Here is a 13,157-nt window from a genome sequence, read left to right as displayed (position 1 = left end):
GCCGGCTCCCGAGGTTGTCATCAGTAAACAGCATCGGGAGATAATCTCCAGAAAACGGACAGTATGTGACGTGAGGTAACTTACCGGACCCCCGTGCGGGAGCGCGGGTGGGCGGGCGTCACTGTTCTCCGGGAAAAAGCTACCGTGCGCCGGGGCCGGACGTGTGACGTACGGTCGGTCCCGAGCCCCTCGTCCGCCTGCTTTCACCCGGCGGAGCGCGCCCGGCGCACGCCTGCACGCACCAGGTGTGCCGGAGGCCATGACCAGGGGCATAGGCCAAGGAAGACGGAGGGTTGAGGATGCCGGAGCGCACGCGGTCGGATCGACGTTCACGTACCACCGTCACCGGTTTGGCGGCATGGGCGTGCGCCGGCGCACTCGCGCTGGTCGGCTGTTCCGGCGGAGCGGACGGGGGCGCGAAGAGCGCGCCGAAGGGCGCGGGTCACGCCTCCGCCGCCGCGCCCGCCGGTCCGGTGTGGAACCGTCACCCGGGCTCGGTCGCGGCGGTCGGCGATTCGATGACCCGGGGGTTCGACGCCTGTTCGGTGCTGGCCGACTGCCCCGAGGTCTCCTGGGCCACCGGGACGGACGGCGCGGTGCGCAGTCTCGCCGCCCGGCTCCTCGGCCCCTCCGAGGTGGCGGCGCACAGCTGGAACCACGCCGTGTCGGGGGCCCGGATCGCCCAGTTGCCGGAGCAGATGGCCGAGGCGGCGCGGGAGCGGCCGGAGCTGGTGACGGTGATGATCGGCGCCAACGACGCCTGCCGGGGCTCGGTGGCGACCATGACGCCGGTCGAGGACTTCCGGTTCTCCTTCGACCTGTCGCTGCGGCAGTTGCGGGCGGCCGTCCCGAAGGCACAGGTGTACGTGGCGAGCGTGCCGGACCTGTGGCGGCTCTGGTCGACCGGGCGCCGCAGCCCGCTGGGCAAGCAGGTGTGGAAGCTCGGGATCTGCAAGTCGATGCTGGCCGACGCCGACGACATGGGCAGGGCCGCCACCGCCCGGCGGGCCGCCGTGCGCGCGCGGGTGGTGGAGTACAACAAGGTGCTGCGCGAGGTGTGCGCCGAGGACGACCTCTGCCGGTACGACGGCGACGCTGTCTACGACTATCCGTTCACCGGCGCCCAACTCAGCCCGTGGGACTGGTTCCACCCGGGCCGCGACGGTCAGGCCCGGCTGGCGGAGATCGCCTACCGCAATGTCACGGCACCCGCCCCACCAGCGTAAAGTCCGATCATGAGTACGGTGACGACGATCAGCAGCGACCCCTTCGGCACCCTCCCGGACGGTACGTCCGTGGAGCGCTGGACCCTGGAACGCGACGGGACCCGGGTGCGTCTGCTGACGTACGGCGCGATCGTGCAGTCCGTCGAGGTGCCGGACCGGGACGGGGTCGCCGGGGAGGTCGTCCTCGGGCTGCCGGACCTCGCCGGGTACACGACGTACGCCTCGCCGTTCTTCGGCGCGGTCTGCGGGCGGTACGCGAACCGCATCGGCGGTGCCTCCTTCGCGCTCGACGGCCGCACCCACCGGCTGACCGCCAACGAGGGCCCCAACCAGCTGCACGGCGGAGCGCGCGGCTTCGACAAGCGGGTCTGGGACGCCCGCGAGGCGGACGGCGGCGTGGTGCTCGGCCTCGTCGCCGAGGACGGCGAGGAGGGCTTCCCCGGACGGCTCGCGGTCTCGGTGACGTACACGCTGGAGCCGGGCGGGACGCTGCGGATCGGCTACCGGGCGACCACCGACGCGCCGACCGTCGTGAACCTCACCAACCACACCTACTGGAACCTGGCGGGCGCGGGCACAGGCAGCGCGCTCGGGCACGAGCTGCGGATCGCGGCCGGCCGGATCACCCCGGTGGACGCCGCCTCGCTGCCGACCGGCGAGCTCGCGTCCGTGGACGGCACCCGGTTCGACTTCCGCCGGGCGAAGCCGGTGGGCCCGGCGTACGACCACAACTACGTGCTGGACAACCCGGGCGAACTCGCCGAGGCCGCCGCCGAGCTGTACGACGCCGGGTCCGGGCGGGCGCTGACGGTACGTACGACCGAGCCGGGCATCCAGCTGTACACCGCCGACCACCTCGGCGACGGCCCGTTCGTGCCGTCCGCGGGGATCGCGCTGGAGACCCAGCACTTCCCGGACTCGCCGAACCGGCCGGACTTCCCGAGCACGGTGCTGCGGCCGGGCGAGGAGTACGTCTCGACGACGGAGTACGACTTCTCCGTGCGCTGATCCGGACGAGATTCCGGGCGGGCCGGACCCCGGGCGGGCCGGACCTCGGGCGGACCCGATCCCGGGGGCCCGAGACGAGGGAGGAGCCCCCCGGCGGTGTCAGGTCCGCCGGGGGGCTCCTCCGTGCGTGGACCGTCCCGAGCCCGGTTCATACCCCGGATCTCCGCGATCATCCCCCGGGACCGCTTTCCGGCCGGCCGGATCTCGCGAAGGTCCGGGCGCGGCCGGTGGGCGCTGTGCGAAGGTGGCCGGATGACGTCGTTGGAAGACCTCCGCAGACTGCGCCGGGCCCGCGACCGGATGGACCGCGAGTACGCCGAGCCACTCGACGTCCCGGCGCTGGCCCGTACCGCCCTGATGTCGGCGGGCCACTTCTCGCGCAGCTTCAAGGCGGCCTACGGGGAGACCCCGTACAACTACCTCATGACCCGCCGGATCGAGCGGGCGAAGGCGCTGCTGAGGCGGGGCGACCTGTCGGTCACGGAGGTCTGCTTCGAGGTCGGCTGTACCTCGCTCGGGTCGTTCAGCTCGCGCTTCACCGAGCTGGTCGGCGAGAGCCCGAGCGTCTACCGGGCCCGCCCCCACGAGGCGGGCGCGGCCGTCCCCGCCTGCGTCGCGAAGATCCGGACCAGACCGGTCAGGAATGGAGAAGCGGATCGATGACGCCGCCCGTAGCGTGAAACGCATGGACATCAACCTTTCCCAGTGCTTCATCGCCGTCGACGACCACGACAAGGCGCTCCCCTTCTACCGCGACGTGCTCGGGCTCGAAGTCCGCAACGACGTCGGGTTCGAGGGGATGCGCTGGGTGACCGTCGGCTCCCCCGCACAGCCCGACGTGAACATCGTGCTGGAGCCGCCGCTGGCGGACCCGGGCGCCTCGGCCGCCGACCGGCAGGCCGTGGCGGAACTGCTCGCCAAGGGCCTGCTGCGCGGGGTCATCTTCGCCACCGACGACGTCGACGCCACGTTCGAGCGCATCCGCGCGGCGGGCGGCGAGGTGCTCCAGGAGCCGCTCGACCAGCCGTACGGCGTCCGCGACTGCGCCTTCCGCGACCCGTCCGGCAACATGCTGCGTTTCACCCAGAGCAAGAAGTGACGCACCGGCCCATCCCGCGGCGGACCGCCGCGCGGTGGGCCGCAGCAGCGCAGCACCGCGACACCGCAGTCAGCCGTACCGCAGGAGGAGACACGCATGAGCAGGGCCCAGAGGACGGATCGCCGGACTGCCGAGGAGCGCGGCGCGGACAGCCACGATCTGATCCGGGTGCACGGCGCGCGGGTGAACAACCTCAAGGACGTCAGCGTCGAGCTGCCCAAGCGCCGGCTGACCGTGTTCACCGGCGTCTCCGGCTCGGGCAAGAGCTCCCTGGTGTTCGGCACCGTCGCCGCCGAGTCGCAGCGGCTGATCAACGAGACGTACAGCGCCTTCGTGCAGGGCTTCATGCCCACGCAGGCACGGCCCGAGGTGGACGTGCTCGACGGCCTGACCACCGCGATCCTCGTCGACCAGCAGCGGCTCGGCGGTGACCCCCGCTCCACGGTGGGCACGGCCACCGACGCCAACGCGATGCTGCGCATCCTCTTCAGCCGCCTCGGCGAGCCGCACATCGGGCCGCCCAGCGCGTACGCGTTCAACGTCCCCTCGGTCCGGGCGAGCGGGGCGATCACCGTCGAACGCGGCAACAAGAAGGCCGTGAAGGCCACCTTCAACCGCACCGGCGGGATGTGCCCGCGCTGCGAGGGCCGGGGCACCGTCTCCGACATCGACCTCACCCAGCTCTACGACGACTCCAAGTCGCTGTCCGAGGGCGCGTTCACCATCCCCGGCTGGAAGTCCGACAGCTTCTGGACCGTGCGGGTCTACGCCGAGTCGGGTTTCCTCGACCCGGACAAGCCGATCCGCGACTTCACCGGGAAGGAGATGCAGGACTTCCTGCACCGGGAGCCCACCAAGGTGAAGGTCGAGGGCGTCAACCTCACCTACGAGGGGCTGATCCCCAAGATCCAGAAGTCCTTCCTCTCCAAGGACAAGGAGGCGCTCCAGCCGCACGTCCGGGCGTTCGTGGAGCGCGCGGTCACCTTCGCCACCTGCCCCGAGTGCGAGGGCACCCGGCTCAGCGAGGGTGCGCGGGCCTCGAAGATCGCGGCGGTCTCCATCGCCGACGCCTGCACGATGCAGATCAGCGACCTCGCCGCGTGGGTGGGCACTCTGGACGAGCCGTCGGTGGCGCCACTGCTCACCGCCCTGGGGCGGACCCTCGACTCGTTCGTGGAGATCGGCCTCGGCTACCTCTCGCTCGACCGCCCGGCCGGCACGCTCTCCGGCGGTGAGGCGCAGCGGGTGAAGATGATCCGCCACCTCGGCTCCTCGCTGACGGACGTCACGTACGTCTTCGACGAGCCGACCATCGGGCTCCATCCGCACGACATCGAGCGGATGAACGGTCTGCTGCTGCGGCTGCGGGACAAGGGCAACACGGTGCTGGTGGTGGAGCACAAGCCGGAGACGATCTCCATCGCCGACCATGTGGTGGACCTGGGTCCGGGGGCCGGTACGGCGGGCGGCACGGTCTGCTTCGAGGGGACCGTGGAGGGCCTGCGGAAGAGCGACACGGTCACCGGTCGCCACTTCGACGACCGGGCGAAGTTGAAGGACGAGGTGCGGGAGTCCACCGGGGCCCTGGAGATCCGGGGCGCGTCGACGCACAACCTGCGGGACGTGGACGTGGACCTCCCCCTCGGGGTGCTCACGGTCGTGACCGGGGTCGCCGGTTCCGGCAAGAGCTCGCTGGTCCACGGTGAGCTGCCCCGGCAGGCGGGGGCCGAGAAGGTGATCTCGGTGGATCAGAGTCCGATCCGGGGTTCGCGGCGGAGCAACCCCGCGACGTACACCGGGCTGCTCGACCCGGTCCGCAAGGCGTTCGCGAAGGCCAACGGGGTGAAGCCGGCTCTCTTCAGCGCCAACTCCGAGGGTGCGTGCCCCGGTTGCAACGGCATCGGGGTCGTCTACACGGATCTGGCGATGATGGCGGGGGTGGCCTCGGTCTGCGAGGAGTGCGAGGGCCGCCGCTACCAGGCGTCGGTGCTCGAATACCGGCTCGGCGGGCGGGACATCAGTGAGGTGTTGGCCATGCCGGCCGCCGAGGCGCGGGAGTTCTTCGCCGAGGGTGAGGCGGCCGCCCCGGCGGCGGAGCGGATTCTCGGCCGTCTGGTGGACGTCGGTCTCGGATACCTCACGCTGGGGCAGCCGTTGACCACGCTCTCCGGCGGTGAGCGCCAACGCCTCAAGCTGGCCACGCACATGGGCGAGAAGGGCGGGATCTATCTGCTCGACGAGCCGACCACCGGTCTGCACCTCGCCGACGTCGAGCAGTTGCTCGGCCTGCTCGACCGGTTGGTGGACTCGGGCAAGTCGGTGATCGTGGTCGAGCACCACCAGGCGGTGATGGCGCACGCCGACTGGATCGTCGACCTCGGGCCCGGGGCGGGCCACGACGGCGGGCAGGTGGTCTTCGAGGGCACCCCGGCCGATCTGGTGGCCGCCCGCTCCACCCTCACGGGCGAGCACCTCGCGGCGTACGTGGGCGGCTGAGCGGGGCGCCGGGCCCCACCGGAGCGGCCCGCCGGGAGGCCGGCCCCGCCAGGAGGCCGGGCCCGGCCCCTCGCCCCACCCCGCCCGTACCGGCGGGCGGAGCGGGCTCCGTGGAGGCTCGGTGGGGCCAGTGCGGGTCCTCCCAGCGGTCGGCCTCGATCAGCCGCTCCACCACCGGCCCCAGCACCGGGGCCAGGGCCACCGCGAAGCTGTCGGCGAGGTGGCTGTCGTCGCGGTAGACGGAGACGTTGCCGACGACCACGGGGCAGCGGTGGGCACGGGTGTCGCAGATCCAGGGGCGGGGGTCGACGAGGGCGGCTCCGGTCGCGGTGGCGGCGGCGCGTACGGCGGCCCGGCGGGCCGGGTCGTGGGTCGCGGCGCCGAGGGTGGCGGCGCAGGCGTGCAGCCGGGTGGAGTTGTCCGCGGCGCAGTCGACCGGGTCGCCGAGCGGCCAGGGGGTGTCGAGGAGAGCCGCGACGCGGGTGCCGGGGGTGGCGAGGCGCCGGTAGACGGCCTCGAAGCCGTCCGTCCACTGGCGGAGGCCGTCGGCGGCGGGGTGGACGGGATCGCCCGCCTCCGAGGAGGAGACGACGACCAGGTCGGGGTGGAGGGCGTTGATCCGCGCGACGGCCTTGTCCCGCCAGGTGTCGCAGGCGGTGTACGGCTCGCCGCCGGTCATGATGGTGACCTCGGCGGTCTTGCAGGAGGCCTTGGTCAGGGAGACGAGTCTCCAGTGGTGCTCGGTGGCCACCCGTTCCAGGGCCGGGAACCACTGGGCGGCGTGCGAGTCGCCGAACAGCACCACGGTGCGGGAGGCGGTCGCGTCCCCGTACGCGCAGGGCGGTACGTCCGTTCCCGCGTAGCCCGCTTGGCAGCCGTCCCGGTAGACGGCGGAGCGTGCGGACCGCACCCCGGTCAGGGTGGGGGCGAGGTTGGACGGGAGTTCGGCCGGCGCGGTGGCGAGGAGGCCGGTCAGCCGGGCCCCGGGGTCCGCGGCGGCGGTCAGCTCGGCGGCGAGGGCCGGTGCGGGCGGTCCCGTCCCGATCGTCGGCGGGACGGCGGCGGCGGTCAGCGCGAGTACGGTGATCCCGGCCGAGAGCCCGGCGCCCAGCAGCAGCGCGCGGCGGGGGCGCCCCTTGAGCGCCCGGTGGAAGCGGACCGGGTTCTCCACCAGGCGCAGCGTCAGCCAGGCCAGACCCAGGCCCGCGGCGCACAGCCCCAGCGCGGCCGGGACTCCGTCGTCGGTGCCGAGCGCCGCCGGGGCGATCACCAGGAGCGGCCAGTGCCAGAGGTACCAGCCGTAACTGAGGCCGCCGGTCCACACGAGGGGCCGCAGGCCCAGCAGGCGCCCGGCGCCGTACCGAGTGGGCGCGCAGCCCGCGCCGAGGACGAGGGCGGCGCCGAGGACCGGCAGGGCGGCGCGGTGGCCGGGGAACGGGGTGGCGTCGTCGAAGCGGAGGGCCGCGGCCAGTACGCAGGCCAGGCCGAGCCAGGTCAGCGCGGCGGCGAGGGGCGCGGGCAGTCGGCGGAGCCGGTCGGCCGCGAGGGCGGTCAGGGCGCCCGCGCCGAGTTCCCAGGCCCTGGGCGGTGAGCCGAAGTACGCCCAGGGCGGTGAGGACCGGGTGAGCAGGACGCCGAGCGCGAACGAACCCAGGCATACCGCGCCGAGCGGCAGCGCGGCCCGCCCGTACCGGCCCCGGGCGAGCCGCAGGGCCGGCAGCAGGAGCAGCGGCCACACCAGGTAGAACTGCTCCTCCACGGCCAGCGACCAGAAGTGCTGGAAGGGCGACGGCGGACTGTCCTGCGCCAAGTAGTCCGTACCGGCCAGCGCCAGGCGGAAGTTGACCGCGTACAGCGCACTGGCGAGTGCGTCGCCGGCGTATTCGGCGAGCCGCGCCTTCGACAGGAAGAGCCACGCGCCGGCGAGGGTGGCCGCGGTCACCACGGAGGCGGCGGGCAGCAGCCGCAGGACGCGGCGGGCGTAGAACGCGCGGACCGACACCCGGCCGGTGGCGGCGCGTTCACGCAGCATCAGGGAGGTGATCAGGAAGCCGGAGATCACGAAGAAGACGTCGACGCCCACATAGCCGCCCGCGACCGCCGCCACCCCGGCGTGCGACAGCACGACCAGCCCGACGGCGACCGCCCGGAGCCCCTGGATGTCCGGCCGGCGGGCGGGGACCGGGCCGGGCCCCGCCGTGCCGCCCACCGTGCGGGGCCGGACTGCTGCGGGGGATCTGCTCGGCATGGGGGCGGCTCCTCGCGGGGGCCGGGGTGTCCGGCTGATCCCGCGCGCCGGCCCCCCGGGGCACCTGTGTGCGGACGGGACAGGGTCGTACTGTCCATCCGCAAGAAGGAGTGGGAATGACGCGCGCGCCAACGACCGGACAATTCACGGCCTGTGGTCGGGCGGTTCGCGTTTCCCTCCAGGTGGCCCGGGAGTTGGAGCAGTCAGTCCTCTTCGGCCTTCACCAGCGAGGTGACCGGCGCGGGCGGGGCGGCGGGGGCGTCTTCGGCGTCGACGAGGTCGCGGACCAGCAGGGTCGCGCCGGCCACCGCGCCCGGCATCAGGAATATGGCGACGACCGGGACGAGGAAGGCGAGGGTCAGCGGGACGCCGAAGCCGAGGACCAGCATCCGCCGGCCGCGCAGCAGTGCGAGGCGGGAGCGCAGGTCGCGGCCCCGGCGCTGGAGGGCCACGGAGGTGAGTTCCTCGGCGAGGAAGTAGCCGGAGACGCAGAACCCGAGGGCGGGGACGACGGTCTGCCCGGCCACCGGGATGAATCCGAGGGCGAAGAGGACGATGCCGTAGAGAGAGACCCGCACCAGGATGCGGACGGAGTCGCGGGCGGAGATCCAGAGTTCGCGCCAGAGCGGGAGCCCGGACTCGGGGACCTCGCCGCCTTCGCTGCGGTCGACCTCCTCGGAGAGCGACTCGTAGAACGGCTGGCCGACCAGGAGGGTGACGGCGGTGAAGGTGATGACCGCCAGGAACAGGCCGAAGGCGAAGACCAGGACGGTCAGCGTGTTGCGCAGCAGTCCGAGCCAGGGCGAGGACCAGTCGTCGGCGAACGGGGTGGACCAGCCCACGAAGTCGTCGGCGCCGTAGGCGAGTCCGACGAGCGCGCCCGCGTACAGGACGAGGGTGATCAGCCCCGGCAGCAGCCCGAAGCCGAACCAGCGGCCGTGCCGGCCGACCCAGCGCTGACCCTTCAGCAAGTAGCCGAATCCGGCCGCGAGATCGCTCATGGCGCCAGGGTACGTGCGCACCCCCCGGACGACGCCATGGGGTGTCCGGGGGGTGCGTCCTCGCCGTGGTGGGCGGGCGGGATCAGGCGACGATCAGGTCGACCTTGATGTTGCCGCGGGTGGCGTTGGAGTACGGGCAGACCTGGTGGGCCTGCTCGACGAGCTCGCGCGCGGTCTCCGGGTCGACGTCCGGGACGGAGACGGTGAGCGCGACCTCCAGGCCGAAGCCACCGGTGTCCGCCTGGCCGATGCCGACCGACGCGGTGACGGTCGATCCGGCGATGCTGATCTTCTTCTGCCGGGCGACGACGCCGAGGGCGCTCTGGAAGCAGGCGCTGTAACCGGCCGCGAAGAGCTGCTCGGGGTTGGTGCCGTTGCCGCTGCCGCCCATCGCCTTCGGCGGGTTGACGACGACGTCGAGGTTGCCGTCGTCGGAGTACACCCGGCCGTCACGGCCGTTCTCGGCGGTGGCGACGGCGGTGTAGGCGACGCTTATGTTCGGGATGCTCATGCGGATTTCCTCCTGCTGGTGGCCGAATGCCGTGCGGTCGGACAAGAAGCGCGGTCGGACCCGGGTGGCGGTCCGACGGGGAGACGGTCGGACGGTCAGACGAGGGAGACGATCATCTTCCCGGTGTTCTCGCCGCGCATCAGGCCGTCGAAGGCGTTGAAGCCGTTCTCGATGCCCTCGACGGTGGTCTCGCGGTACTTCAGCTCGCCCGAGGCCAGCCAGTCGGCGGCCTCTTCGACGAACTTCGGGCGGAGCGCGGTGTGGTCGCCGACGAGCAGGCCCTCCAGACGCAGCCGCTTGCCGATGACGAGCGCGAGGTTGCGCGGGGCCGGGGTCGGCTCGGTGCTGTTGTACTGGGCGATCATGCCGCAGATGGCGGCGCGGCCGTGCACGTTGAACGACGAGATCGCGGCTTCCAGGTGCTCGCCGCCGACGTTGTCGAAGTAGACGTCGATGCCGTCCGGGGCGGCCTCGCGGAGCTGGTCGCGGACCGGGCCGTTCTTGTAGTTGAACGCCGCGTCGAAGCCGTACTCCTCGACGAGGAGCTTGACCTTCTCGTCGGAACCGGCCGAACCGATCACCCGGGAGGCGCCCTTGAGGCGGGCCATCTGGCCGACCTGGCTGCCTACGGCTCCGGCGGCGCCGGAGACGAAGACGGCGTCGCCCTCCTTGAAGGAGGCGACCTCGAAGAGTCCGGCGTAGGCGGTGAGGCCGGTCATGCCGAGTACGCCGAGGTAGGCGGAGAGCGGTGCGAGGTCGGGGTCGACCTTCGCCACGCGCTTCGCGGGGACCTCGGCGTACTCGCGCCAGCCGAGGCCGTGCAGGACGTGGTCGCCGACAGCGACGCCCTCGGCGTTCGAGGCGACGACCTCGCCCACCGCGCCGCCGTCCATCGGCCGGTCGAGCTCGAAGGGCGGGGTGTACGACTTGACGTCGTTCATCCGGCCGCGCATGTACGGGTCGACCGAGAAGTAGAGGTTGCGGACGAGAACATGGCCCTCGGCCGGAGCGGCCACCGGCGCCTCACGCAGCGCGAAGTCGTCGGGCTTCGGCCAGCCGTGCGGGCGGGCGACGAGGTGCCATTCGCGGCTGGAGGCGGGAAGTGCTGCAGACATGGGCTCGGGTTCTCCTCGGTGTCGGATGTGGGGGTCGTACCCGGTGGGGCGTACGGCGTGGAAAAGCTTCACCACATGAAACAACCATGCTCCTGGATATTTCACCTTGTCAAGCATCTGCGTATCCTGTGTGTCATGACCACCCCGCGCACAGATCCTCTGACCCTCGAAGTCGTCGAGCTGATCGGCACTGTCGTGGCGCGCTACTACGAGGAGTACGACCGGGCCGCCGCCTCCTTCTCGCTCACCGGTGCACAGGCCCGGGTCCTGCGTCTGCTGTCCATAGAGCCGATGCCCATGCGCCGGATCGCGCAGAAGCTGAAGTGCGAGCCCTCGAACGTGACCGGCATCGTGGACCGGCTGGAGGCCCGTGACCTGGTCGAGCGCCGCCCGGACCCGCACGACCGCCGGGTGAAGCTCGCCGCCCCGACCGAGCAGGGGCGCCTGGTGACGCTCCGGCTCCGCGAGGCGCTCGACTTCGCCCGCGAGCCGCTGGCCGGCCTCTCGGACGCGGAGCGCACGATGCTGCGGGACCTGCTGCGCCGGATGCTCGGGGCCGGGCCGGACGGGGATCTCGGCGATCCCGGCGATGGCGGGGGCCTCGGGGGCTGAGCACCGGGAACGGCTGAGCACCGGGAACGGCGGGCGGGCAGGATGGGCCCATGACCGCCGCCGCCCCCTTCGGCCCGCTCCAGTTCCAGCTCGTCCTGCTCCGCCGGATGGCCGACCACCAGCCGGACCTGGCCGAGGAGGCCCGGCACGAGCTGAGCGCGACCCTCGCCGAGGCGCGCGAGGCGAACCGGCGCTGGCAGGCCATGGTGCGCGGGCCGGGCGGGCGCGGCGTGCTGCGGCGGTACCGCTCCGTCCTCGGCGAACCCGAACAATCCGTCCGGCGGACCGTCGGCGACCTGGAGTGCGACGCGCTGACGTGGGCGCTGCCGCTCTGGCCCGACCTGCGGTTCGAAGTGATGGCCGCACCCGGCGGAGCGGTCTGGAACGCCTGGCTGGTCCGGGCGCCCGGCGCCCCGGGCCCCGTGCTGAACAGCGCGGCCGACCTCGCCCCGTGGTCCTGCACGGTGGACGAGGTGGCGCGGGCCTTCGCGCCGGTCCGCCCGATGGAGGGCAGCGCGCCGACCCGCTGGGCGCTTGCCTTCACGGACCCGGCGACCGGTGCCCCTCACGTCGCCGAGTTCACCTGGGGCCTGTTCCAGCGGCTGCTGCCGGGCCCGCGAACAGCCTGAGCCCTTCTGGTCCACCGGTCGGCCGACGTCCCGATCCGGCCGTTCCCGCAGGCCCGTCCGGCGTACCTCAGCGCGCGCCCGGTCACCGCTCCGCCCACGATGCGAAGGAGAGCCGGCTGCCGCCGGGACCCCACCAGCTCTCGGGAGAACCTGCCGTGACCGTCAGCCTTGAGCAGTTGCGCCGTTGCCACATCGCCGTCGACCTGGGGGCCGCGAGCACCCGCGTGTACGTGAAGGGGCTCGGGCTGGTCGTCGACGAACCGAGCGTCGCCGCCGTCAACACCCGCACCGGATCGCTCATCGCGGTGGGTGCGCTCGCCGAGCAGATGACCGGCCGCACCCCCGGCTACATCCGCGTGGCACGGCCCGTGTCCGGCGGCACCGTGGTGGACATCGAGATGGCCCAGCGCATGCTCCGCCACCTGATCGGCGAGAAGCTCCGCCGCCAGCTGCGCCGCAAGCCCCGGCTGCGCGCCGCCGCCTGCACCCCGCACGACAGCGACCCGCTGGCCCAGCGGGCCACCGTGGAGACCCTGGTCGGGCTCGGCGCCCGCCGGGTGGAGCTCGTGGACACCCTGATCGCGGCGGCCGTCGGCTGCGGGCTCCCGGTCGAGCAGCCGACCGCGACCATGATCATGGTGTGCGGAGCGGCCACCACCCAGATCGCGGTGCTCTCGCTGGGCTCGATCGTCACCGCCGTACGCATCCCCATCGGCGGCAACACCATCGACAACGCGGTGATCCAGCACCTGCGCCAGCACCACGAGCTGATGCTGCCGAGCCAGTCGGTGCGCCCCCTCCAGCTGGCCCTCAGCGGCAACGGGCTGACCTCGCAGGGGCCCGACGTGACCGAGATCCACGGCCGCGACGTGGCGACCGGGCTGGCCCGTTCGGTACAGGTCGACACGGCGGCCGTGCGGCAGGCGATCCACACCCCGCTCACCGCGGTGCTGGACGGTCTCGGCAGGGTCCTGCGGGACTGCCCGCCCGATCTGGTGGCCGACCTCGCCGACCGGGGCATCATGATGGTCGGCGGCAGCGCGCTGCTGCCGGGCTTCGACCAGTTGCTGCGCACCGCCACCGGAATGCCGGTGACCATCGCCGAGCGGCCCGACGTCTGCTCGATCCTCGGCCTCGGCGCGATGCTGGACGGCACGGTCGCGCCGATGGTCCTCAACCCGCTCGCCGGCTGACCGCCCCGCGCGGCCGGGA

12 protein-coding genes are annotated in these 13,157 nt (G+C 72.7%); 8 read left to right on the top strand and 4 right to left on the bottom strand.

Annotated elements, in window-relative coordinates; all coding sequences use genetic code 11:
• Positions 1-299: 299 nt before the first annotated feature.
• The 5 genes from ACFZAX_RS28445 (at position 300) to ACFZAX_RS28425 (ending at position 5,829) form a co-directional block, all read left to right on the top strand.
• On the top strand, positions 300-1,226 hold the full coding sequence (locus ACFZAX_RS28445; RefSeq protein WP_390965145.1) for a GDSL-type esterase/lipase family protein: 927 nt from the start codon (positions 300-302) through the stop codon (positions 1,224-1,226).
• Between the two features lie 9 nt (positions 1,227-1,235).
• On the top strand, positions 1,236-2,234 hold the full coding sequence (locus tag ACFZAX_RS28440; protein WP_390965144.1) for a galactose-1-epimerase: 999 nt from the start codon (positions 1,236-1,238) through the stop codon (positions 2,232-2,234).
• 252 nt (positions 2,235-2,486) lie between these two features.
• On the top strand, positions 2,487-2,897 hold the full coding sequence (locus tag ACFZAX_RS28435) for a helix-turn-helix domain-containing protein (protein ID WP_390965143.1): 411 nt from the start codon (positions 2,487-2,489) through the stop codon (positions 2,895-2,897).
• A 22-nt stretch (positions 2,898-2,919) separates the two neighbouring features.
• Positions 2,920-3,333 (top strand): VOC family protein, encoded by a 414-nt coding sequence (locus ACFZAX_RS28430; RefSeq protein WP_390965142.1) that lies wholly within the window; start codon positions 2,920-2,922, stop codon positions 3,331-3,333.
• 96 nt (positions 3,334-3,429) lie between these two features.
• Complete coding sequence (locus tag ACFZAX_RS28425) at positions 3,430-5,829, top strand: ATP-binding cassette domain-containing protein (protein WP_390965141.1); 2,400 nt, start codon at positions 3,430-3,432, stop codon at positions 5,827-5,829.
• Here ACFZAX_RS28425 and ACFZAX_RS28420 read toward each other — a convergent pair.
• The 4 genes from ACFZAX_RS28420 to ACFZAX_RS28405 form a co-directional block, all read right to left on the bottom strand.
• Entirely contained in the window at positions 5,792-8,077 is a 2,286-nt protein-coding gene (locus ACFZAX_RS28420; protein ID WP_390965140.1) for an acyltransferase family protein, read from the bottom strand. The genes ACFZAX_RS28425 and ACFZAX_RS28420 overlap by 38 nt on opposite strands.
• A 203-nt stretch (positions 8,078-8,280) precedes the next feature.
• Positions 8,281-9,078: an EI24 domain-containing protein gene (locus ACFZAX_RS28415; RefSeq protein WP_390965139.1), complete on the bottom strand. Its 798-nt coding sequence runs from the start codon at positions 9,076-9,078 to the stop codon at positions 8,281-8,283.
• An 82-nt stretch (positions 9,079-9,160) separates the two neighbouring features.
• A complete protein-coding gene (locus tag ACFZAX_RS28410) occupies positions 9,161-9,589 on the bottom strand; it encodes an Ohr family peroxiredoxin (protein ID WP_390965138.1) in 429 nt (142 codons plus the stop codon).
• 95 nt (positions 9,590-9,684) lie between these two features.
• Positions 9,685-10,704 carry a zinc-binding dehydrogenase gene (locus ACFZAX_RS28405; protein WP_390965137.1) on the bottom strand — a complete coding sequence of 340 codons (1,020 nt, stop codon included), beginning with the start codon at positions 10,702-10,704 and terminating at the stop codon, positions 9,685-9,687.
• Between the two features lie 135 nt (positions 10,705-10,839).
• On the opposite strand from ACFZAX_RS28405, the gene ACFZAX_RS28400 reads away from it, so the two are divergent.
• The 3 genes from ACFZAX_RS28400 (at position 10,840) to ACFZAX_RS28390 (ending at position 13,138) form a co-directional block, all read left to right on the top strand.
• Positions 10,840-11,316 carry a MarR family transcriptional regulator gene (locus ACFZAX_RS28400; protein ID WP_390965136.1) on the top strand — a complete coding sequence of 159 codons (477 nt, stop codon included), beginning with the start codon at positions 10,840-10,842 and terminating at the stop codon, positions 11,314-11,316.
• A gap of 50 nt (positions 11,317-11,366) precedes the next feature.
• A complete protein-coding gene (locus ACFZAX_RS28395) occupies positions 11,367-11,945 on the top strand; it encodes a hypothetical protein (RefSeq protein ID WP_390965135.1) in 579 nt (192 codons plus the stop codon).
• A 155-nt stretch (positions 11,946-12,100) separates the two neighbouring features.
• Positions 12,101-13,138 carry a rod shape-determining protein gene (locus ACFZAX_RS28390; protein WP_390965134.1) on the top strand — a complete coding sequence of 346 codons (1,038 nt, stop codon included), beginning with the start codon at positions 12,101-12,103 and terminating at the stop codon, positions 13,136-13,138.
• The last annotated feature ends 19 nt before the right edge of the window (positions 13,139-13,157 follow it).

It is taken from the genome of Streptomyces sp. NPDC008125 (assembly GCF_042957125.1).
In the GTDB taxonomy this organism is placed as follows: domain Bacteria; phylum Actinomycetota; class Actinomycetes; order Streptomycetales; family Streptomycetaceae; genus Streptomyces.
This window is presented reverse-complemented; position numbering and strand designations above follow the sequence as displayed.